General features: G+C 57.6%; 17 protein-coding genes. 2 read left to right on the top strand and 15 right to left on the bottom strand.

Going from position 1 to position 21,357, the window contains the following annotated elements:
- Nucleotides 1-19 precede the first annotated feature (19 nt).
- The 9 genes from EKL29_RS11480 to EKL29_RS11440 form a co-directional block, all read right to left on the bottom strand.
- Complete coding sequence (locus EKL29_RS11480; protein WP_126689745.1) at nucleotides 20-913, bottom strand: dihydrodipicolinate synthase family protein; 894 nt, start codon at nucleotides 911-913, stop codon at nucleotides 20-22.
- Between the two features lie 401 nt (nucleotides 914-1,314).
- Nucleotides 1,315-1,572, bottom strand: a complete 258-nt coding sequence (locus EKL29_RS11475; RefSeq protein ID WP_120456503.1) for a hypothetical protein — start codon at nucleotides 1,570-1,572, stop codon at nucleotides 1,315-1,317.
- Between the two features lie 339 nt (nucleotides 1,573-1,911).
- Complete coding sequence (locus tag EKL29_RS11470; RefSeq protein ID WP_120456501.1) at nucleotides 1,912-2,097, bottom strand: general stress protein; 186 nt, start codon at nucleotides 2,095-2,097, stop codon at nucleotides 1,912-1,914.
- A 201-nt stretch (nucleotides 2,098-2,298) separates the two neighbouring features.
- Nucleotides 2,299-3,555 carry a mechanosensitive ion channel family protein gene (locus EKL29_RS11465; protein ID WP_120456500.1) on the bottom strand — a complete coding sequence of 419 codons (1,257 nt, stop codon included), beginning with the start codon at nucleotides 3,553-3,555 and terminating at the stop codon, nucleotides 2,299-2,301.
- Nucleotides 3,556-3,742: 187 nt separating this feature from the next.
- Nucleotides 3,743-3,946 carry a hypothetical protein gene (locus EKL29_RS11460; protein ID WP_120456498.1) on the bottom strand — a complete coding sequence of 68 codons (204 nt, stop codon included), beginning with the start codon at nucleotides 3,944-3,946 and terminating at the stop codon, nucleotides 3,743-3,745.
- Nucleotides 3,947-4,102: 156 nt separating this feature from the next.
- Nucleotides 4,103-5,281 carry a Gfo/Idh/MocA family protein gene (locus EKL29_RS11455; protein WP_120456496.1) on the bottom strand — a complete coding sequence of 393 codons (1,179 nt, stop codon included), beginning with the start codon at nucleotides 5,279-5,281 and terminating at the stop codon, nucleotides 4,103-4,105.
- Nucleotides 5,278-6,207: a myo-inosose-2 dehydratase gene (gene iolE / locus EKL29_RS11450; RefSeq protein WP_126689744.1), complete on the bottom strand. Its 930-nt coding sequence runs from the start codon at nucleotides 6,205-6,207 to the stop codon at nucleotides 5,278-5,280. Before iolE ends, EKL29_RS11455 begins: the two co-directional genes overlap by 4 nt.
- Nucleotides 6,208-6,424: 217 nt before the next feature.
- The gene (locus tag EKL29_RS11445; RefSeq protein ID WP_126689743.1) at nucleotides 6,425-8,617 is read right to left on the bottom strand and encodes a TonB-dependent siderophore receptor; all 2,193 of its coding nucleotides are present in this window, start codon (nucleotides 8,615-8,617) and stop codon (nucleotides 6,425-6,427) included.
- 438 nt (nucleotides 8,618-9,055) lie between these two features.
- The gene (locus tag EKL29_RS11440; protein WP_126689742.1) at nucleotides 9,056-10,357 is read right to left on the bottom strand and encodes an MmgE/PrpD family protein; all 1,302 of its coding nucleotides are present in this window, start codon (nucleotides 10,355-10,357) and stop codon (nucleotides 9,056-9,058) included.
- Between the two features lie 503 nt (nucleotides 10,358-10,860).
- Here EKL29_RS11440 and EKL29_RS11435 point away from each other — a divergent pair.
- Complete coding sequence (locus EKL29_RS11435) at nucleotides 10,861-12,162, top strand: LLM class flavin-dependent oxidoreductase (protein ID WP_126689741.1); 1,302 nt, start codon at nucleotides 10,861-10,863, stop codon at nucleotides 12,160-12,162.
- 81 nt (nucleotides 12,163-12,243) lie between these two features.
- Here EKL29_RS11435 and EKL29_RS11430 read toward each other — a convergent pair whose 3' ends face one another.
- Nucleotides 12,244-12,645: an H-NS family nucleoid-associated regulatory protein gene (locus EKL29_RS11430; protein ID WP_120456486.1), complete on the bottom strand. Its 402-nt coding sequence runs from the start codon at nucleotides 12,643-12,645 to the stop codon at nucleotides 12,244-12,246.
- A 1,093-nt stretch (nucleotides 12,646-13,738) separates the two neighbouring features.
- On the opposite strand from EKL29_RS11430, the gene fhuE reads away from it, so the two are divergent.
- Nucleotides 13,739-15,904, top strand: coding sequence for a ferric-rhodotorulic acid/ferric-coprogen receptor FhuE (fhuE, locus tag EKL29_RS11425; RefSeq protein ID WP_311779015.1), 2,166 nt, complete (start codon nucleotides 13,739-13,741; stop codon nucleotides 15,902-15,904).
- A gap of 385 nt (nucleotides 15,905-16,289) precedes the next feature.
- On the opposite strand, the gene EKL29_RS11420 is transcribed toward fhuE, so the two are convergent.
- The 5 genes from EKL29_RS11420 to EKL29_RS11400 form a co-directional block, all read right to left on the bottom strand.
- The gene (locus EKL29_RS11420) at nucleotides 16,290-17,597 is read right to left on the bottom strand and encodes a type II toxin-antitoxin system HipA family toxin (protein WP_126689739.1); all 1,308 of its coding nucleotides are present in this window, start codon (nucleotides 17,595-17,597) and stop codon (nucleotides 16,290-16,292) included.
- Nucleotides 17,597-17,833: a type II toxin-antitoxin system antitoxin HipB gene (gene hipB, locus EKL29_RS11415; protein WP_126689738.1), complete on the bottom strand. Its 237-nt coding sequence runs from the start codon at nucleotides 17,831-17,833 to the stop codon at nucleotides 17,597-17,599. Before hipB ends, EKL29_RS11420 begins: the two co-directional genes overlap by 1 nt.
- Nucleotides 17,834-17,941: 108 nt before the next feature.
- Nucleotides 17,942-19,264, bottom strand: coding sequence for a glycoside hydrolase family 10 protein (locus EKL29_RS11410; protein WP_311779014.1), 1,323 nt, complete (start codon nucleotides 19,262-19,264; stop codon nucleotides 17,942-17,944).
- Nucleotides 19,265-19,349: 85 nt separating this feature from the next.
- The gene (locus tag EKL29_RS11405) at nucleotides 19,350-20,198 is read right to left on the bottom strand and encodes a VOC family protein (protein WP_120456476.1); all 849 of its coding nucleotides are present in this window, start codon (nucleotides 20,196-20,198) and stop codon (nucleotides 19,350-19,352) included.
- Between the two features lie 20 nt (nucleotides 20,199-20,218).
- Entirely contained in the window at nucleotides 20,219-21,355 is a 1,137-nt protein-coding gene (locus EKL29_RS11400; protein WP_376749714.1) for an amidohydrolase, read from the bottom strand.
- Nucleotides 21,356-21,357 lie beyond the last annotated feature (2 nt).

Genomic DNA, 21,357 nt, shown 5'->3' with positions numbered 1-21,357 from the left:
CTGCAAAAAAGATAAAATATCAGCTCAGCTCAAGCGCCTCGATGATCTCAGCGACTTCGCGCCTGTGCGCGGCCGAAAGTGGCTGAAGTGGACGAGGCAGCGCGTCGTGATCGGTCAGTCCGAGTATCCCCGCGGCGGCGGCCATTACGCGAATGCTGCCGCCGTGCTTGCGGTACAACGCCCAGAGCGGCTCCAGGCGCGAAGATAGCTGCGTGACTCGCGCACCATCGCCCTGCGCGGCAGCAGTGGTGATCGCTTTCGCCGTATGGGGAAAGAGACCGCCGCAGACGGAATACCAGAGATCGCAGCCGGCATTGAGACCCGTCCCGGCGAAGGCGTCGCCGCTTACGCCAAGACTGACTCGCTGCGGCAGAGCCGCGCGCAGCTGCCTGATATGGGCATGCGCCTTATCCGTATCGGCTGGCACGCCGGGAATTTTAATTGACCGTACGCCGGGCAGCGCGGCGATGCGCTGATAAAGCTCAACGGAGAATTCAACGTGCGTCGTAGCAGGATTGTCGTAAACGCAGACTGGAACCGAAGCGTGCTGCGATACCGTTTCGAATAAGCCAAAAACTTCATCGTCGTTCAGCTTTTGATAACTGACCGGCGGCAACAGCAGCGCGCTGGCGCCCGCGCGTTGAGCATCATCAACCAGGTGCAGCACTTCAGCCGTGCTGACTGCGCCGACGCAGACCATCACTGGAATATTATCGGCATGCTCGACGGCCAGAGCGGCGACGCGCGCTCTTTGCTGTCGTGTCAGATAGGCGTAGCTGCCCGTCGAGCCCAGCGCGCCGATCGCGTCAACGTTTGCCGCCGTCAGACGCGCAAGGATGCGGGTAAACCCTTTTTCGTCAACGCCCGATGCTGTAACGGGCGTAAGGGGAAAAGCGCTCAGGCCGGTAAACATAGCAGGGTCCTGGTCTCGTTTAATGGAAGGTTCAGCGCGCTTTATCATGCGCCGTCATAGGCAAAGCGAGCGGAATATCATTCGCGCAGGTGTAGCTATGCGGCGCGTCCGATATCGCCACAGCTGAGCAGCCCGCCTGCAGCGTAAAAGCTTCGTCATTGTCCGTTAGCAGCAAGGTCCCGGCAGCGATATGAAGCCGTTCTGGGTTTTCCTGCGGATGGCCGGGAACGCTCCGGCTCATCATTGCTGACAATACGGAAACCACCGATACCTGTAAAGAAGGAGAGCCTGTCTGAGCAGGTGCTTGCAGTGCTTTACGCTGCTGACTAACGGGCTTGATAAGGTGATGCCCGGTACAGGCGTTCACGCGGGTTGAGCCGATATAAACGCCTGTTTGGCCCTCAGGCTCGGGAAGAGAAAATAAAATGGGTATCGGTTTCGCTGATTAAATAAAGGTTTTTCGCTTCGCCGCTGGGCGAAACAAACACCACATCCTGACCAATGCTGAGCGGCGCAAACGCCTCAACCGGCTGATTATCTTTCTGGATCTCGAGCAGCATACGCGATTCAAAAGCGCGATCGGCAACGGTGTCGAGATGATAATGGCAGCTAAAAGAAAGCTCAGGCTTATCGAGTATATAAAACTGTCCGGACGGCATAAGCTTGACCTCGTCAGTAAAAGCAGCGCGGCAAAAAAGCCGGTGATTGATTTAGTGTAGCTATAAAAGCAGGGAGGAGCGTCAGAAAAGAGGAAGCGGCCGCTTGAATGCTTGCGGCTTTAAGTTAGCAGGCTAATAATCGCATGCGCAAAAAAGGTTAAAGTCAGCATAAGTTTTTATGAGACTATTCTTAAGCCCCTTCAAGAGCTAAGCCATTACGAGTGCCGGAGATAAGCGCCGGGTGGGGCGTATCCCTGACTTCTGGTCCCCTTTTTATGCGAGGACGGACAGGAGCAAGAAAAATCGCCATTCCATGGCGAACAACATCCTGAAGGTACCTTACTCAGAATTACCCGGCGGACGACGGCTTTTTTGGCCACCTTTCCGGCCCGCTTCCCTGGCTCTGTCAGGATTGTTCCTGAAATTGCCTCCGCTGGCTTTGCCTCCTGCGCTGCCTGCTTCTTTTGCGCGTTCCGGATCGTTAGCAAAATTACCAGCACCGCCTCTGTACTTCTGTTGTGTCATAGACAGAACTCCTATCAATGTTCCATTAGATAAAAGGACTAGCTAGTCACCCTTTAAGCGTAGCCCGGGGTTCTCTCTACGCAAGTGAACATCACAGCAAAAGGTGCGGTTTTTCGGGAACTTAACAAAGCTGCAGGGCGTGCCGCTGCGCGCAGCGGCATAATGAAAGAAAAAGGTGCAATTGTCTGAAACGCCAGGTATTCAGGCGTAAGGCGAGCGATTTTCTTCAGATGGCTGAGCGCGATGGCGCGAAAGACGCCAGAAATCAGAGCCGGAAGGGTGCTGATAGATGCGCAGAGAAAACAGGCCGACGACCGCATAGATATACTCAAAAATCGCCGACTGCGAGTTTTCATAATCGGCCCACAGCGTTGACGAGGTAAAGCAATAAACCTCGATCGGCAGGCCATCGGGCGAAGGCTTGAGCGCTCGCACCACGATATACATATCTTTGCGAATATCGTCGCGCTGCGCCAGCCATGCCGTCAGGTAGTGGCGGAACACGGTAAGATTGGTCATGCCGTTTTCAATAAACCAGCGATCGCCCACGGCGCTGATATCACGACCGTCGAGCAGCGCAGAGAGCGGTTCGCTGACGCCGCGCAGCTGCACCATCGACTGCAGCATCTCCTGATTGACGAAAGTGACGGAGTCGAGGTCGAGATAGAAGCTGCGCATAATACGACGCGCTCCCGATGAAAACATCGCCTGCCAGTTGGTGTAGGTTTCCGTCAAAAAATTCTTGGTGGGAATGCGGGAAATGGTATTGTCCCAGTTGCGAATAGTAATGGTATGCAGCGCGATATCCGTTACTTCGCCGCTGAGATTTTTATCCGGCATCTCAATCCAGTCTCCCAGCTGCAGCACATCATTAGAGGAGACCTGAATATTAGCCACCAGCGACAGCAGCGTATGCTGAAAAACCAGCATTAAAACCGCCGCGGCCGCGCCCAGACTCGAAATAATAATCACCGGCGATTTATTCGACATAATCGCCAGGATCATAATCGCCGAAAGAATATGCACAAAGATTTTGCCGATCTGGATATAGCCTTTAATCGAGTGATTCTTGCGCTTCGACTTTTTTGAATAGGAGATGTTAACGATCTCCAGCACTTCATTAAAGAACAGCGATAAATAGACGAAGAACAGGATGCCGCATAGCGTCCTGATGGCTATTTGCAGATGCTCGGGCAGCTCGGGCATAAACTGCAACAGATAGTAGACGGTGATGACAGGAATAAAGTTGGAGAGCTTCTCCGATATCCTGACATCTTTATCCAGCGGGACGTCGCTTTTATGGGCGCTGAAAAAGACCTTGCGAACGACTTTGACCACGAAGAACTTGCAGACAAGATGCGCAATCATGCCGGCGAGGATCAGCATAATAATATTGAAGGTGGTTGAAAAGGCGACATTTCCCTCAATAAAGCCCATTAGATCATTAAAATAGTGCATTTTTACCACGTACTGAGAAAGGTAGAGCGAAAGTTAAGCATAAAACGGAGAGTGATGATAAGCGACGAATGCGTCACAGCATTGTTGTAAAGAGGTGAAAACGCCCAGACGGAGCCGGGCGAGGGATGCCATATTGACAGACTAAGGCTGAAGGAGAGCCGACCGCCTTACGCCGCCGGGCGACGCGTCAGAGCAGAGAATCCGGATTGGCTTTAGCCGCTTTTTTCTCCTCCTCGACAGCCTGTACGGGATCGGCCGCGCTCAGCCAGCGATCGAATTTCACATAGGTCTCGATAAAGGATTTAAAGTAGACGGTAATGCCGGTGACATTCTCTTTTCGCTCCATATAAGCCACCGCCAGTTTAAACGCATCCTGATTTTCAAATTTCACGGGCTTTTCTCTCCTGAATTACGGGTTTATTCAGCGTAGCCTGGCGTCGAAACCCGCGCCTGTGCATCTGTCTGCTTTTTCCCGCAAGGCGCGGCGGATATTGACGACGCATGACCCGCAGCGCCTGCATCATAACCTTACGCGCTTCGCTTTACATCAGGATAAATCAGCAATCTTTATCCGCCTGCCCGCCGCAGAGGAGCGCACCATCGCTTCGATAATGCGTTGATTCTCGAGACCGAAACGAAAATCCGCTACTGGCGCGCGCGCGCCGCTCAGCACGCCAATCAGATCGAAAATCTCAATCACCTTGACGTCGAAATAGCCGAGACCGCCGCCCGCGAAATCGAAACCGAAAAAGCCGCTAAAGGCGTCCACCTGTGAACCGGCATAGAGCGTCTTAAAGCCGCGATCGCGTTTATCGTCGCCGTAGCGCGCAATTTTTAGCTCATTAAAGCGTTCACCGTCCATCATCAGCGTGCCTGCCGTACCGGAAATCTCCCAGACGATGCCGAACACTTTGCCGGCCGCAATGCGTGAGGACTCGATGACGCCGCCGGCGCGATTCTCAAAGGTCACCAGCGCCTGAAACTGATCGTCATTCTCTACCGCCAGGCGCGCGGCGTGCCGATCGGCCTGCGCGCCATAGCCAGAGCCGCTGCCCGGCGCAGGACGGCTGTCGATAAAGATTTGTTCCTGCCCCACGACGCTCTCAACCGGGCCCATCAGATACTGTGCCACGCTGATAACGTGCGAACCTAAATCGCCCAGCGAGCCGGAACCCGCCTGTTCGCGCGAACAGCGCCAGCTCCAGGGCAGTTCAGGATCGTTAAAAAATCCCTGATCGAACCAGCCGCGAAAGCGCGTCGGCGTACCGATATCGCCGCGCGCGATAAGCTGTTTCGCCAGCTGCGCGGCGGGCGTTTTAATATTATTAAATGCCACAAAGGTTTGTACGCCAGCACGTTCCGCTTCTTCCACCAGCATCTGCGCATCGGCGAGCGACACGGTAAGCGGTTTTTCACAATAAACATGCTTTCCGGCGCGGATCGCGGCCAGCGCCATATCAACATGCATACTGTTTGGCGTAGTGATATCCACGATATCGATCTCGGGATCTTCCACCATAGCCCGCCAGTCCGCGGTTCCCTGGCGGAAACCGAATCGCTGCGCCGCTTCCTGCGCCAGCGCAGGCGTGGCGTCCGCAAGAGTATGCAACAGCGGCTGCAGCGGCAGATCGCGGTAAAGCAGCGCGGCGCGACGCCAGGCGTCGGCATGCGCCTGACCCATAAATCCTGAACCAATCAGGCCAACGTTAAGGTGTTTTTTGCTCATGCGAGACTCTCCTGGGGAAGAATATGACGGGCGACATAGCGCTGGGCACGCGTGACCGTCTCAAGCGGCGGCGCGATGGCGGGATCCTGCTCGGCTTCAACCACCAGCCAGCCGTTATAGCCGCGCTCGGCGATAAAGCGCGACAGCGGCGCGAAATCGACGTCGCCGTCGCCCGGTACGCAGAACAGCCCGTTCAGCACTGCCTGGTTAAAGGTCCAGTCGCTGGCGCGCGCCTGCTGCAGCCGATCGGCGCGCACATCTTTCAGATGGATATGGCAGATTCGATCGGCGAAGGCGTCAATCAGCAGCGGGTAAGAGAAGCCCGCCGCACAGGCATGGCCGGTATCGAGCAGCAGGCCGACATCGGACGAACAGGCGTTAAGCAGAAGCGCGATTTCATCGAAGGTTTCCGTCGTCATCATCAGATGATGGTGAAAGGCGAGCTGCAAACCATAGTTGCGCAGCAGCGCCTCAGCGAAGCGCGACAGACGCTCAGCATAGGCTTCGAGGCGGTCGGCGGGCAGCAGACGGCGCTGCCGCAGCGGGATATCAAGCGCATTTTCCGCCATCCATCCGCATTCGCCGTAAACCATCACCTTCGCGCCGCCGCGGCTGAGCAGGGTTGCGTGCTGCTGCACCGCTTCAAGCTCCGCCTCCACGCTGCGCTCGGTAAGAAAGCCGTCGTACCAGCCAGAAATCAGCTGCAGATCGTGCTGCCCCAGCAGCAGGTTGAGCGCGTCGGCGTCGCGCGGAAACAGGCGGCTCAGCTCTACGCCCTGAAAGCCAGCCTGTGCCGCTTCGCGCAGGCACTGCTCTGCGGTCGTGCCTGCACCCAGATGGTGGAGCACTTCATTAACCCATGACAGCGGGCTGACGCCCAGCTGAGGCGCGGCGGTGCCAGGTGAATAAAAGGTGTTGTGACGCATTTTTCCTGCTTCCTCAGAGAGTGAAAACAGGAAAAAAATAAGGCAGGGCGATCGGCCAGGCTACGTCCATTTTGAGTGATTAACATCAACCGGGGCGCGCCGGGAAAGGCAACATTCGAGCAGGCGCTGAGCGAAGCAGGAAAGACTTAACCTCTGTTCTTGTAAGCGGAAAGCCGCCGTCGCGCAGTAAAAGCAGGCAACGGCGGCAGGGGCGACGTCAGAAGGTATACGTCAATCCGGCATAGTAAGCGCGGCCGGGTTCGTTATAGGTCGATGCGCCCGAGTTTTCACGGTAGATACGCTTGTCCAGCAGGTTACTGACGCCTGCATTGGCGCGCAGGCTCTTCGTCAGATCGTAGTTGAAATTAAGGCCCAGCACCGAATAGGCGCCGATTTCACGCTGCGACATCGCGCTTTTGGTATCCAGACGCGTTTCTGAATACTGGCGCGGCTTCTGACGGCCATACATTGTCCAGTTGATATTGCCCGAGAGATCGCTAGTTATCTGCCATTCCAGCTGCGAGTTAATGGTGTACTTGGGAATAATCGACAGCGGATTACCGGTCTCTTTATTTTCCGATTTAATCATGTAAGTGGCATTGCTGCGCCATTCGAGAGTATCTTCGATCAGCGGCACCGTCAGGTTGCCCTCCAGCCCTTCCACCACCGCTTTACCGCCGTTTTCCCAGCGCAAAATGTTATAGCCGTTGGACGCTTTGCCAACTATCTCGCTGCCGGCAACAATTTTGTTTTTGTAATCGTTGCGGAACCAGGTGATGCCCGCCACATAGCCTTGCTGGGTGTACTCAATACCCAGCTCTTTATTGACGCTCACCTCTGGCTCAAGATCGGCGTTACCCAGCAGGTAACAGCTACCCGAGGTTATATTCTTCGGACAGCCGTTGCCGCGCGTCGCGAGCAGATAGCCTTCGGTAGACTGATAAAGATTAGGCGCTTTAAAGGCGCGGGCGATCCCTGCCTTAAGCTTGAAGTGGTCTCCCAGCCCCTGCGACAGGTTCAGGCTCGGACTCCAGTTGGCGCCAAAACTGTTGTGATAGTCGAAGCGAATGCCGGGAATAACTTCGGTAGTGTCGGTCGCGGCGATATTATCTTCAAAATAGAGCGAGCTGAGAGTCGCGCTGTTGGTGCTGCTGCGATCCGCCGCGTTGCCGCTGACGCTGCCGATAGTGACCCCCGACGAATTGGTGCCCTGCATTGATGCGGGATCGTTGAGCTTGTCATGATTCCACTCCGCGCCCAGCGTCACCGTCTGTTCGCGTAGCCAGTCGAGCGGGAAGTTAATTTCCGCGTTGCCGCGATAGCTCTCCAGTCGACTGGTGTCGAAGGTGTTGCTGTTGATCATCCCTTCGACGCTGCCTGTGGTTCCCTCTTTGAGACGCGTATTGTTGGTTTTTTCATAGTTAAAGGTCAGCTTTGACTGGCCCCAGTCCCAGATGCCGTTATGCGCCAGGCCGTAAGACTGGCGGTAAAGCCGGTTGGTTTCGCTGCCGACCAGCGATTCCACCAGCCCATTGGCGCTGTTATTGCCGTTGCTGTTTTGCGTATCGCCCGCGTAGATATTGCCCTGGCGGCTGTAGCCCCAGGAGAAATCAAGCATCTGCTCTGGATTGATTTTCCAGGAGAGTACCGTGTTGATATCTTTATTGCGCACGCCTTCGCGGCCCGCTGCATAGGAGCCGTTTTGTGCAGTATTGATATCCCAGTCGTCGGCGTCGGTTTTATTAATATTGCCATACATACGCATGGTCAGCGCGTCGCCCGCCAGCGGCCCGCTCAGGCTGAAGTTGGCGCGCTTAGTCGCCCCCTCTTTGCTGTCTTCCGGCTGGTTGGTAAAGAGCGAGAATGAACCGTGCCAGTCGGTGGTTGGTCGTTTGGTGATGATATTCACCACGCCGCCCGCCGCGCCGGAGCCGTAGCGCGCCGCCGCCGGGCCGCGGATGACCTCAATACGCTCTACCATCTCTGCTGGCACCCAGTTGGTATCGCCGCGCGTGTCGCGCTCGCCGCGCCAGCTGTAGCGTATGGAGTTGCGCGACGAGACCGGCACGCCGTCTACCATGATCAGCGTATTTTCCGGCCCCATGCCGCGGATATCGATCTGGCGGTTATTGCCGCGGCTGCCGCTGGCGCTGTTGCCGGTCAGGTTGACGCCGGGCATTTTACGGATGATGTCGGAGAGATCGTTAACCGGCGGGCTTTTTTTAATATCTTCCGCAGTAATAGTAGACACGCCGGGCTGCTGCTTCAGCTTTTGCTCAGCGGTGACCAGCATCGCCTCATCATCCGCCAGTGCTTCTGTCTCTTCTGCGGCGCTGACGCCCGTGGCGCTCAGCAGACCGGCAATCAGCAGGGCGCCGGGACGCTTTCTGACATTGAAGGTTACATTCACTTAATCTTTCTCCCTGATATGTTTATCAATGTAAGCAAATGCGCATGATAATGAGAATGATTATCATTGTATAGATGGTGAAAGCATCTTTACATTTCTGCACAGTAGGTTAATTAGCAAACAGGAAAAATTTCAGTCCAGAACGAGACGCGTTGTGCCGCCCGCGAGGGGATAAAAAGAGGGGGAGTGTCGATGGAGCAGCAGAGAGAGCTTTTTAGCTAACACATCGGTAACCAGGCAGGCTGAACCCATTAAATCACATGCGCGCGTTCAGGAAAGGAACAGTCTCGCTTCCCGCGAATGCGACCATACATGCGAAGAGGCGCATCGCCGAAGGGGGGGAAGAAAGCCGGGAAAAGCGCAGGGTTCATCTGTCCGGCGTGCAGGCGGTGGTCAGCGCCACCGCCTTTACGCCGTCTGAAGGCTGAATACGCGGCGCTACAGCCTGGCGATTAACGTCTGCGCCAGGTGGCGAAGATCTTCATCGTCGCGTAACTCGCTGCTGGCCAGCAGTGGATGCTGGTCGACCAGCGCCGCGCGCAGTTTGCCCGCGACATCCACCGGCGTCGCCAGTGACTGCTGGCGGGTGCGTCGCTGGCGCAACACTTCGCCGCCGCTGAGGAACAGCGTGACCTCATGGAAGCGCAGCGCAGGGTTAATCGCGTCCGGCGGCGCACTCTCATCAGGCTGGCGCGTGACCTTCGCCGCCAGTGCCATAATTTGTGGATTGACCTCGCCTTCGGCAAAGTCCGCCATGCGCAGGTCGCCATAAATCAGCATGGCGGCAATGACATACTCCAGGCTAAAGCGCGCCTCAATGCCGTTTTTCGGCTGCCGCACCGAGGCGGCAATATCGCCGCCTGGTGGAAATGCGACGGTAATGCGATCGATGGCGCTAAGCAGTTCAGCCGCAGAGCCAGTCCAGCGCTGGCGGATCTCGCGCGTCGCCTCCGCTGCGCTGTGCGTACCGGCGCAGGTGGCGAAGGGCTTGAACTCCAGGCCTGGCGCCGCGATACGCCAGGGCGCGCCCCAGCCCTCAGTGAGCTTTTCTCTTTGGGCCTGGTTGCTGCTTCCCAGCGAGATAAAAGCCTCCAGTACGCCTTCTGTCTGCCCGTCGAACCCCGCCAGCGCCAGCTGTGCGGCGCGCACCGCGCGCTCTGCCGCGAAGCCTGCGTGCAACGGCTTCACCGCTGAGCCAAACTGCGCGCGCAGCCCGCTCGCCTCGGTGGCGGCGATGCCGAGCAGCACCGCACACTGGCGCGCATCCGCGCCGGTAAAGCGCGCCAGTGCGGCGGCGGCGGCCAGGGTGCCGAGCGAAGCGGTATTGTGATAGCCGAGCGTATAGTGCTGTTGCGTCATTGCCAGGCCCAGCCGACCGGCCATCTCCACGCCGGTGATATAAGCATCCAGAAAACGCGCCACGTCAAAGCTGTCGCTTTCCGCCGCCCACGCCAGCAGCGCTGGCAGGATAACCACGCTGGGATGACCGCGGAAATCGGCGTGAAAATCGTCGTAGTCGAGCGCGTGTCCGGCATAGCCGAGCAGCAGGGCGCGCGATGCCGGTCCGCTGTCGCGGTAGAGCCCCTGCAACAGCGGCAAACCGCTGTCCGGCACCTGCCGGTTAAGCACCGGCCAGCTTACGGCGAGAAAATCCTGTACCCCTAGACGCGCGTGCTGACGGGCGGAGGTATCGGCTGGCGCCAGACGAATAAGCTGGCTGAGCTGCCCGGTCAGGCTCATAGCCTTGCCGCCGGATAACGGAAAAAGCGCATCACTGTCTCCCTGGGAATAAGCAGAACTCAGAGGGTAGCAACAAAGGCGCAGATGGCTATATCTGAAATATCACTAAGCTTATGCAAATTTGTGAATAAGGGGAGCCAGTTATAAGGTTGCCTGAATAAACGGTTGTCGTACTATGTCTTACCGATACGCGTGAAACGCAACGTCGCTAACATTCTGTTAAAGCGGGTTTTTTAGCCAGCAACTCGATACGTCGTGTTAGCCTTCGCCTTACCGCCCGCCTGAGCGGTCGGCAGACAATGGCAGCCACGGCTTTTTCTCATTGCGGGCATATCGTCAGCGTGCTGGCTGGACGGGCAAATGCTATGCACGCTACTCTGGCACCTGCGGGTTCGTCCTTTATAGCGCTGACGAACCGGGCGCGGCGCAGGTAAAGCGCTTATCGCCACCGATCATTTTTATCGACGCCCAAAGAGGGCGCTTATCGCAATCAGGGAAACAATATGGACAGTTCATCTGCAAAAAATCGTCTGCGTCTTGGTCTTTTCGTTCAGCCGGTAGGGCATCACGTCAGCGGCTGGCGCCTGACCGAAGAGCTGGGCGCACCCACTGATATCGACTGGCTGATCCGCCTGGCGCAGAAAGCGGAGGCGGGTCGTTTCGATCTGTTTTTCGTCGGCGATGCGCTGGCAACCAGTATGTATCGACTGCCGTCCACCATGGCGCGTCTTGAACCGCTCACCATGCTGTCGGCGGTCGCGGTGAACACCCGGCGTATCGGCCTGGCCGCTACCGCATCGACCACCTTCAGCGATCCCTTTACCATGGCGCGCACTTTCTCCTCTCTCGATCATATCAGCCGTGGCCGTGCCGCCTGGAACGTGGTGACTTCTTTCTCTGCCGACGTAGCGAAAAACTTCAGCCGCGATGATATGCCGAACCACGCCGAGCGCTATGCGCGGGCGCGCGAGTTTCTGCAGGTCACGAACAAGCTGTGGGAAGGCTGGGAAGAGGGCGCAGTACAGCCGGATCCGGCGTCGGGACAATACTTTGTTAACGACAAGATTAACCCGATCAACCATGTCGGCGAACATTTCCAGGTGCAGGGGCCGCTGAATATCACGCGTTCACCGCAGGGTCGTCCGGTGATCATCGAGGCAGGCTCCTCCGCCGACGGGCAGAAGCTCGCCGCCGAAACTGCTGAAGTGGTCTTTACCGCTGCCGCCAGCCTGGAAGAGGCGCAGGCCTTTTATCAGTCGCAGAAAGCGCAGATCGAAGCGGCGGGCCGTAATCCGGAGCATGTGGTGATTATGCCGGGCGTGATGCCGATTGTCGGCCGCACGCGCGAGGAAGCGAAAGCGCTGTGGAAAAAGCTGAATACGCTGGTGGATATCGACAACGGGCTGAAACAGCTCTCGCTGCGCTTTGGCATGGATCTTTCTACCTACCCGCTGGATGGCCCGGTGCCGGAAGTGCCGCTGGGCGAAGGCAACCAGAGCCGCGTGAAGCTTATGACCGATATGGCGAAGCGCGAGAACCTGACGCTGCGCGAGCTGGCGGCTATCGCGGCGGGATCGCGCGGGCATCGGGTTATCGTCGGCACCGCGGAAGATATCGCCGACGACTTCCAGCTCTGGCTGGAGCAGGGCGGCGCGGACGGCTTCAATATTATGCCAGCCATCATGCCGGAGCAGCTGGATCTGTTTGTGGAGCTGGTTATTCCAGAACTGCGTCGTCGCGGCCTGTTCCCAACGGAGTATGCCTACGCCACGCTGCGTGAAAACCTCGGCCTGCCGACGGTCTGATGGTTGAGACGCTTTACCGCCGTCGGGCGGCGGGGCGTAAAAAGCGGTAAAAAAAGGCGCTGAATATCAGCGCCTTTTTTATCAGATCAGGAACTCGTCCAGCGAGCCACCTGCATCCAGCACTTTTTTAATCGGCGAAGGCGTGCGGCCCTGACCGGTCCAGAATTTGGTTTCGCCGGTTTCATCCGTGAACTTATATTTAGCCGGACGCGGCGCGCGTTTCGCTTTTGGTTTACTTTCGCTCTGCGCCAGATCGGCCAGGTCGGAAATATCAATGCCGTCTTTCATCAGCATCTCTTTATACAACGCCAGTTTTTCCGCTTTTTCTTTTTGCGCGGCTTGCTCAGCATTCACTTCTTCACGGCGTTCAGCGACAACGACAGAGAACTTTTCGAGCATTTCGTTTAACACGTCGAGCTCAATTTCTCGTGCCTGAACGCGCAGCGTACGAAGATTATTCAATGCTTTCAGCGCATCACTCATGGATATAACCCTTAACGAATCAAAATATGTAAAGCGCGCAGTTTACGGTAAAAAAATGATAAAGGAAATAAGCTGAAGCACAGATATAGCCGGTAAAAGAAAAGAGCAGTTGCTCACCCGTCTGGGTTAATGCGTTAGCATAAAAAAACAAGACCAAATATAAAACAGCCTGTCGGCCAGCAGGTACTGAATAGCATGAGCGTCTGCAAAATGGCCGTGATAATGCCATAAAGCAGGGCGCTTCTTTTATCTTTCATCTGTTATCTGGTTGAAAAAATGGCATTTGTACAGCTCAGGCCATTATATCGTCGGTGATATTTTACGCTTCACTTATTCAACAGCGCCTCAGGAATAAGCGGCAGAGGGTTATATGCTTGTTAAACAGTGGGCCTTTTCGCAGCGTTATCGTTGATGTTTGAAATATTCCCAGGGCGGGAAAGTCAGGGGGTAAATATCGTGGCGCAGCGGTAGTGACGCGCGAAACCATCACGGCAGCTAAATTAGCGTAAGTCGTTCCACTATCGGTGAATATGAAATAAATTTTCTCTGTCAGGCAGAAGCCTGTTGCTATATTAGTCAGTGTTTAATCATGGAATTAAATGCGCTGTCTCTCTCTTATTCCCGACTGCAGGCGCGGAAATAGCGCTGTTATAGCGGAAGTGTCAGAAAAGAGTAGAGCGGCTTAAGGTGACTATGTGTTCAGATAAATACCGACCCTTAGCCTGAGCGGCAGCGTTAATGCATGCCGCCCGGTTGTGCCACAACCTGTGCGCTTTCCGGTAACTTCCAGTTCTCCCGCGTTTTACAGCCTTCACTCCTGATTAAACCCCTTAATTATCAGTGGCTTTAATGCCCTGCCGCGCTATGGGCATTTTGCAGCATTTTTTAACAATTGCTTGCAATGATAAAGGCAATGCGTATATTTCTCATTTGCTTTATTACAGGATCACGTCAGTACAACGTCTTACAGCCGGACAGGCCCTGTGCTCCGGCAACCAGTGGCAGCCACACCTAATAATGATAAAGAGGAACAGCGATGTCTTTTGATGTTCACCGCGTCAGGGAACTGTGCGAGGGCGGTTGCGCCAGCGCCATGAAACACCCTCTGCAACGCTCGCTGCTGGCCATGCTGATCGCCGCCAGCGTCGCGCAAAGCGCTCAGGCCGCCGATACGGCCGCCCCGGACGAGCAGACGCTTAACGTAGACGCCAGCGTCAGCAGCACCGGACAGCAGGCCGCCCAGGATTACAGTGTGCCGATCACCCGCGCGGGCACCAAAATGGCGTTGACCGCACGCGATATTCCGCAGTCGGTTACCGTGGTCAGCAAGCAGCGCATGGAAGATCAGCAGCTTCAGTCGCTGAATGACGTGCTGCATACCACCACGGCGATTACCGGCGTGAGTAGCGATATGGATCGCACGACTTACTACGCTCGCGGTTTTCCTATCGACAATTTTATGGTCGACGGCATCCCGACCACCTTCGCCTCGCGCTGGAATCTCGGCGATGCCCAGTCCGATATGGCGCTTTATGAGCGTGTGGAAGTGGTGCGCGGCGCAACCGGTTTGCTGACCGGGCCGGGCAACCCCTCCGCCGCCGTCAATATGGTGCGGAAACATGCTGACAGCAAAACATTCACCGGCAGCGTCTCTGCTACCTATGGCAACTGGGGTAAACAGCGCTATGTCGCCGATCTCTCTACCCCGCTAAACAGCGACGGCAGCGTGCGCGGTCGTCTGGTCGCTGGCTATGATGACAAGAACAGCTTTATCGAACGCTACGGCGCGCAGAAGCAGTTTGTCTATGGCGTAGTGGACGCGGACCTGACTGATTCCGCGACCCTTTCCGTAGGTTATGAGTTCTCGCAGGTCAATACTGACTCGCCGATGTGGAGCGGCACGCCGCGCTGGTACACCGACGGCACGCAAATCCATTCCCGTCGCGGCTATAACACTGCGCCGGAGTGGGCCTACAACGATAAAGAGAACAAGAAACTCTTCGTTAATCTCAAGCAGACGTTCGACAACGGCTGGGACTTTACGCTGAACGGCACGCATAACGAGATGTTCCTCGACAGTAAGCAGCTCTATCTTGACGGCTACTTTGATAAAACCAGCGGCCTCGGCGTTTCGCAATATGCAAACTATCCGGTGGTGGGCGGAACCGGCTATAACACCGGCAAGCGCAAAGTCGATGCGGTCGACGCCTTCGCCAGCGGCCCCTATGAGCTGCTGGGCCGTCAACATGAGATGATGCTGGGCGTTAACTACAGTCGTCAGCAGAATAAGTATTACAGCGCCTGGGCCAATATCTCGGCGGACGAGCTGGGCGATTACAATACCTTTAACGGCGATTTCCCGGAAACCAGCTGGGGCTCGCGCGCGCTGACCGACGACAGCACCACGGTCCGCCAGAAATCGGTCTATCTGGCGACGCGCATCTCGCTCGCCGATCCGCTGCATCTGATTCTGGGCGCGCGTTACACCAACTGGAATCGTCAGACGCTGACCACCGGCGAGGAGCTGGAAAAGAACAATATCACCCCATACGGCGGGCTGATTTACGACTTTGCAGAGAACTGGTCCGCCTACGCCAGCTATACCTCGGTATTCCAGCCACAGGATTACCGCGACAGCAGCGGGGCTTTCCTGTCGCCGGTTATCGGGAAAAACTACGAGGTGGGCGTGAAATCTGACTGGCTCAACAGCCGTCTGACCACCACGCTCTCGGTGTTCCGTACCGAGCTGAACAACGTTGGCGAAGACACCGGTCAGATTATTTCAGGATCGCAGTCGACCGCTTACGTAGCGAAAGATGGCGTAGTCAGCCGCGGCGTCGAGTTTGAACTGAACGGCGCGCTAACCGATAACTGGCAGATGACCTTCGGCGGCACCACCTATCTGGCGGAGGATCGCGACGGCAACGCCTATAACTCGCAGCTGCCGCGCACCCGTTTCAATCTCTTTACCCGCTATCGCCTGCCAATGCTGGAGCAGCTGACGCTGGGCGGCGGCGTAGACTGGCAGACGCATACCTGGCAGGATGTCGGCGCGCCGGAAGGGAACGGCACGTGGCGCGCGCGTCAGGGCAGCTATGCGCTGGTGGATCTTTTCGCGCGTTATGATGTGTCGAAAAATCTTTCGCTGCAGGCCAATCTGAACAACCTGTTCGACAAAGAGTATGACACCTGGGTCGGCGCCTATAACGTCTACGGCGAGCCGCGCAACTTCTCGGTATCGGCGACCTATCGCTTCTGATAAAGCTTCGGCCCTGTACAGCAACGCCGCCGCAGGTTACCTGCGGCGGCGTTTTCGTTCTGACAAATGCTAACGGCCATTTAAGCAGTTTTATTCTGTAATGACCCGCTGTGCTGTTTGTTGATAAAGGTCGCTATGCTAGCTGGTGCATCAGCGCGCATATTCGCATCACCTGTTTCCCTGGTTAATCAGTAGTGTACTGTTGCAGGCGCATCTATTCTGCCGCTTTTCGTCGGAAACCCCGGTCGATAAGCATGTATTGTTCGCGCGCATAATACTCTGCTTTAAATTCGGGATTTATTTATATTTGCCGGTAGTAAAAAGCGTCTTTTTTCGGCTGCTTATTTATTACCGCACAAGGGACGCAAAAACGCTATTCCGTCCTTTACCGGCTAAGCCGCTCCGCCATTTTCAGCGCGTTACTGAAAATAGCCTCGGCAATTGCGGGCGGGATATCGGCGGGCAGTTGCTCCCTGACGCGCGCCACGGCGGCCGGAAACGCCTCCGCGAAGAAAGCGAGGATCTGCGTCATCCGTTCGGTGGAGAAGCGGACGCTTGCCGCCGTGGCGAGGAAATGGCGCGGAAAGATTTTATCGATTTCCACTTTCTTGCCCTTCGACGCGGTGAGTCCCATCGCCAGCTTCAGTTCGCGAATATTGAGGCCGGTGCCGCCCAGTACCGGATAAGCGGAAAGAATGTCGTAGAACGGCGTCAACCGGTAGCTTCCACCACGCTCGATATAGAGCGAAAAGTTCTTCGCATGCCCGTCGGTCGCGCCGATCAGCCACTGGAACACCTGAAACTTCATAAAATCGTCGCGATCCTCCAGCGCATTGCTGGAGCCCATCAGCAGCGACATGATCGCCGCAATGCCCGGCCCGCCGTCAGATTCATATTTTGTCGCGGAGGCGAGGCCGAGGCTCTGGCAAATATCCTCCTGCGGCAGGCGCAGCAGCCGGACGCCGTCAGCGCTCCAGCGTCGGTCGAATCGCTCTACCGCCAGCGCGCGCAGCTTGCCGGCCGTGATAATGGCGGCGTCAGGCACGCGAAAACCCAGCTCGCGCGCCAGCGCCAGGCAGACATATTCGTTTTCCACGCTGTCGCGCATATCGAGCGTCGCGAAAGGCTGCTTAATTTCGCCGATCGGCAGCTTAATGATATGCGACGTGGGCGTCGGCCCCTGAGGGACGGCCCAGCCCTGAGGGGTTTTCAGCAGCGCGGTTTTCTCCTGCGCGCCCGCGACGGAAATGCGGAAGTCGCGCTCTTCCGGGATCATCCCCAGCGGAATATCGCTCTGGTACGCCGAAAGTATTTTTTCCAGCCGCGCGGCGTCGAGCGGTTCATAACGTACAGAGAGATCGGGCGCGGCGGCCTCAACGGGCAGCAGCATTACCGCGCCGACGCTGTCGCGGCCTACTTCCCGCAGCAGATCGAACGGCTGCATCGACTTCGCCCGATAACGGTTAAGAATGCGCTCTCTGACGCGAGGATTATCAGGCAGCAGGTTATCGAAGAAGTTGATGACGCTGGCGGAGGCGATAGCGGGGTACTGCAGCGGCAGCGAGAGCGACAGCGGCCTCGCCAGCGGATTGCTCAGCCAGCCTGGCTCATACTGAAAGATATGCGCGCCATTTTTCTGGCGCGTCAGCGTGCCGACGCGTTCGCCGTTCATCCAGGCGTTGAGCTGATCCATTACCACTCCAGCTCCTTGCCGCTCTGCGTCGATTTATTCTGAATTACCAGCTCCTGCTCCAGCGACTGCAGGATCTTAAACAGCGTGGTCAGCGTAGTCTTGTCAGGATTATTTTCAAAGTTCGACACGGTGGCCTGTTTGATGCCGACCCGGCGCGCCAGGTCGCTCTGCGTCCAGCCGCGCTTCTGCCGTTCAAGCCTGATCAGATGGGCCAGCTGTTGTGGGCTGTAGATCATCGCTGCTCCTGTGGTAAGGCGGGGAGGGAATATATCCCCTCCCGCGGATAAACGAGAAGTTATACCCACCAGAGGATAAAGTAAAGCTTATCCGCACCCGCGGATAACTCAGCGGCCCCAGCGGCTTTGCAAATAGTGCACCGCCGGTTGCGTCTGCGGCTGTTCGAGGTAGTTTTCCCGGAACAGGATCGTGCCATCGATGCCTGGCGTGGACTCGTTCAGGTCGAGCTGTTTTTTTAACTCTGGCACGCCGTTCCCGACCGTCCAGTCCGGCTCGGTGCGCGACGGTTCGCCCACTTTATAGAGCGCCACGCCAATATAGAGACGCGTATGGGTCGGCTTCACCACATCCGCCCACCAGTGCGCCAGCACGTCGTAGCGCGCCGCCTGCCGCGCAAAAGGCCAGTAAAGCTGGGGAGCGATATAGTCGAGCAGCCCTTGCTGCACCCAGCGCCGGGTATCGGCGAAGGCTTCATCATAGGCCGCCGCGCCGCGCGTGTCGGAGCCAGCCGCATCGTGCGACAGATTGCGCCAGACGCCTGCCGGGCTGACGCCAAATTGCACCTGCGGCTTAAGCTGTTTGATGGTGCGCGAAACCTGTTCGATCAGCAGCTGCGTATTGTGGCGCCGCCAGTCCGCCTTCGAGGCGAATCCCTGGCCGTAAGCGCGGTAGGTCTGGCTGTCGTTAAGCGGCGAGGCGGAGGTTTCTGCATAGAAATAGTCGTCGAACTGCACGCCATCAACGGGATAGCGCGCCACGACCTCCGCCACGATACTGGTAATCCAGTCGCGCGCGTCCGGAATGCCGGGATCGAGCACCAAACGGTCGCCAGCGGTGCGGATCCAGTCGCGGTGCAGCACATACACGCTGGCGGGATGGCGCGTCAGCGTGCGGTTCAGCCCGGCGATCGTCGAGGGTCGGGTATTGACGGCGACACGGTAGGGGTTAAACCAGGCGTGTACTTTCATGCCGCGCTTGTGCGCTTCATCCAGCATAAACGCCAGCGGATCGTAGCCGGGATCCTCACCGATAGCGCCGGTCAGCATATCGGACCAGGGCAAGATATCTGAGCGCCAGAGCGCGGTGCCGTCCGGCTTCACCTGAAAGAAGACGGTGTTGATGCCGAGACTTTTCAGCCTGTCGAGTTTATTTGTCAACGCCTGCTGCTGCAGGCGGATGCGCAGCGCCGCGCTGCTGACATTGACCGAATTAACCGGCGGCCAGTCGAGACGGGAGACGGTCGCCAGCCAGACGCCGCGCATTGGCTGCTGCGCGGGGGCAGGCTGCGTTTTTTGCGACGGCGTCACGGTGGGAAAGGGCGTCACCAGCGACTTTGGCGGCTCGGAGGCGCAGCCGACCAGCAGCAGCGCGGCGGCAAGCAGGGATTTTTTGCGCGCCGTAGAGAAAAAACCGAGGGAACCCTTGATGATAAACTCCTTTTTAGCTGTTCCTTTATCTGAGGTTCCTCATTCTCAGGTTATTACGGCGCAAGTCAACCGCCAGGCCGCCGCGCGCTTACTGATGAAAGCGCAGCGCCAGGTTAAAGCCCTGTTCCGCCGGTACTACAATGGCATCCTGCGCTTCGCGGAAGGGGATATCGCCCAGCAGCAGGCTCGCTTTGACCTTCTCCAGACTGTCACTGCGGAAGCTGAGCGCAGACATACGCGGCGAGCCGTCATAATCCTCCGGCAGCGAGCCGAAGCGCGTCTGCGCATAGGCGGCAGAGGCGAAACGCACCTTCGCTTCCCCGGCCTTCAGCACGAACGCGCCATCCTGACAGGCCAGAATGCGATCCGCGCCGAATAAATGGCTGTACACCTGGGCGGCGTGCGCCGGGTCCTGCGCCACAATGACAAACTCGCTGATGGCCTGCACGCCGTTAGGGTGCGTCTGCCAGGCGGCCTGCCACACTGCATGCGGCGTGTCGTGCTGGCAGAAGAAGCTGCGGCCGTTGGGGATCAGCGTCGGGCGCAGCCGTACGGTACGAAAGTGCGCCTCGCTCGCTTCGCCGTCCGGCAGCGTCACCGGGCGGTGAAACGAGGCGGGCGCATCACCATCCAGATCCTGACGCTGCAGATGCAGAAATGCGCTCTCTGCATCCTGCGTTTTCCAGACCAGCCCGGTCAGGCCGAGCGGCGACTGCCACAGGTCAGCGCGTCGTTCACCGCGTCCCGGCTCGTAGCCCAGCAGCTCCAGATAGTTTTCGCCGAAAATCGCCAGATGGTTGCTGGAGCCGAGCGTATGGTGGCCGCGCTCGCTGAGCTGAAAGCCGAGCCGACGATAAAGCGCGCTCGCCTCATCCAGCCGATCGGCCACATTAATGACTGCGTGATCCAGCACCGGTACAGGAACGGGGATCGCCATCTCTTTTTTCCTCTTTTTCGTCATGCGCTGGCCAGGATATCCAGCGCGCGCGGCACAAGCTGAGTAAAGTAGCTCACCGCCGGTTCGATAATGCCTTCATTGGGATCGAACCCGGGATGATGCAGCCCGCATTCGCTGGCGCTGCCGATGCTGACAAACGCGCCCGGCACATGGTGCAGGTAGAAGGCGAAATCTTCGCCGCCCATCTGCGGCGTGCCGCGTTCGGTACGAAAGCCGCTCGCCTGCGCCTGCGCCTGCGCCAGCATAAAATCGGCCCAGGCGGGCGTGTTTACCAGCGCAGGCGGGCCAGCGATCCACTCCAGCTCCGCCTGCGCGCCGAAGCCGGCGGCGATGCTGCCGATGAGCTGACGCATCTTGTGCGGGATGGCGTTGCGAATCGCATCGTTGTGGGTACGCACCGTGCCTTCCAGCTCCACGCTTTGTGGCAGCACATTCCAGGTATTGCCCGCGGTAAAGCGCGTCACGCTGAGCACCACCGACTCCAGCGAACTGAAGACGCGGCTCGGCAGGGTCTGCAGCGCGGTCACGATATGACTGCCGATCACAATGGCGTCGATACCCTCATGCGGTCGCGCGGCGTGTGCGCCCCGGCCATGAATATGGATGGTGAAGCGGTCAACGTTGGCGTAAAAGGCGCCGCCGCGCGTGCGCAGCGTGCCGAGCGGCAGATCCGGCGCGTTATGCATGCCGAAAATCGCCTGTACGCCCTCCAGCGCACCGGCGTCAATCAGCTGCTGCGCGCCGTTAAAGGTCTCTTCCGCCGGCTGGAACAGAATGCGCACTCGCCCTGGCAGCTGTTGCTCCTGCTGCCGCAGGCGGTGCGCCACGCCGAGCATTATCGAGGTGTGCAGATCGTGGCCGCAGGCGTGCATAACGCCAGGCTGCTGCGACCTCCACGGCCGGTCGACAGCCTCGTCGATAGGCAGAGCGTCGATATCGGCGCGCAGCGCAATCAGCGGTTCGCCCTGGCCTGTCTCCGCTACCACGCCGGTTTTCAGCGCCAGCGGCAGCAGACGAATATCGCCCTGTCGCAGCCAGCGCGTGATGCGTTCGGTGGTCTGAAATTCATGATTCGACAGTTCAGGGTGCTGATGCAGCTCGCGCCGCCAGGCGATCAGTTGGTCAGGTGACAACATAC

Origin of the sequence: Pantoea sp. YU22 (assembly GCF_003970755.1) — a bacterium.
Classification (GTDB): Bacteria; Pseudomonadota; Gammaproteobacteria; order Enterobacterales; family Enterobacteriaceae; genus Pantoea; species Pantoea piersonii.
The sequence above is the reverse complement of the archived record's forward strand: the minus strand, read 5'-3'. Positions and strand labels throughout refer to the sequence as shown.

Coding starts and splice junctions, on each gene's coding strand:
- EKL29_RS11480 (WP_126689745.1), bottom strand. CDS start 913: ATGTTTACCGGCCTGAGCGCTTTTCCCCTTACGCCCGTTACAGCATCG.
- EKL29_RS11475 (WP_120456503.1), bottom strand. CDS start 1,572: ATGCCGTCCGGACAGTTTTATATACTCGATAAGCCTGAGCTTTCTTTT.
- EKL29_RS11470 (WP_120456501.1), bottom strand. CDS start 2,097: ATGACACAACAGAAGTACAGAGGCGGTGCTGGTAATTTTGCTAACGAT.
- EKL29_RS11465 (WP_120456500.1), bottom strand. CDS start 3,555: ATGCACTATTTTAATGATCTAATGGGCTTTATTGAGGGAAATGTCGCC.
- EKL29_RS11455 (WP_120456496.1), bottom strand. CDS start 5,281: ATGAGCAAAAAACACCTTAACGTTGGCCTGATTGGTTCAGGATTTATG.
- iolE (WP_126689744.1), bottom strand. CDS start 6,207: ATGCGTCACAACACCTTTTATTCACCTGGCACCGCCGCGCCTCAGCTG.
- EKL29_RS11440 (WP_126689742.1), bottom strand. CDS start 10,357: ATGAGCCTGACCGGGCAGCTCAGCCAGCTTATTCGTCTGGCGCCAGCC.
- EKL29_RS11435 (WP_126689741.1), top strand. CDS start 10,861: ATGGACAGTTCATCTGCAAAAAATCGTCTGCGTCTTGGTCTTTTCGTT.
- EKL29_RS11430 (WP_120456486.1), bottom strand. CDS start 12,645: ATGAGTGATGCGCTGAAAGCATTGAATAATCTTCGTACGCTGCGCGTT.
- fhuE (WP_311779015.1), top strand. CDS start 13,739: ATGAAACACCCTCTGCAACGCTCGCTGCTGGCCATGCTGATCGCCGCC.
- EKL29_RS11420 (WP_126689739.1), bottom strand. CDS start 17,597: ATGGATCAGCTCAACGCCTGGATGAACGGCGAACGCGTCGGCACGCTG.
- hipB (WP_126689738.1), bottom strand. CDS start 17,833: ATGATCTACAGCCCACAACAGCTGGCCCATCTGATCAGGCTTGAACGG.
- EKL29_RS11405 (WP_120456476.1), bottom strand. CDS start 20,198: ATGGCGATCCCCGTTCCTGTACCGGTGCTGGATCACGCAGTCATTAAT.
- EKL29_RS11400 (WP_376749714.1), bottom strand. CDS start 21,355: ATGTTGTCACCTGACCAACTGATCGCCTGGCGGCGCGAGCTGCATCAG.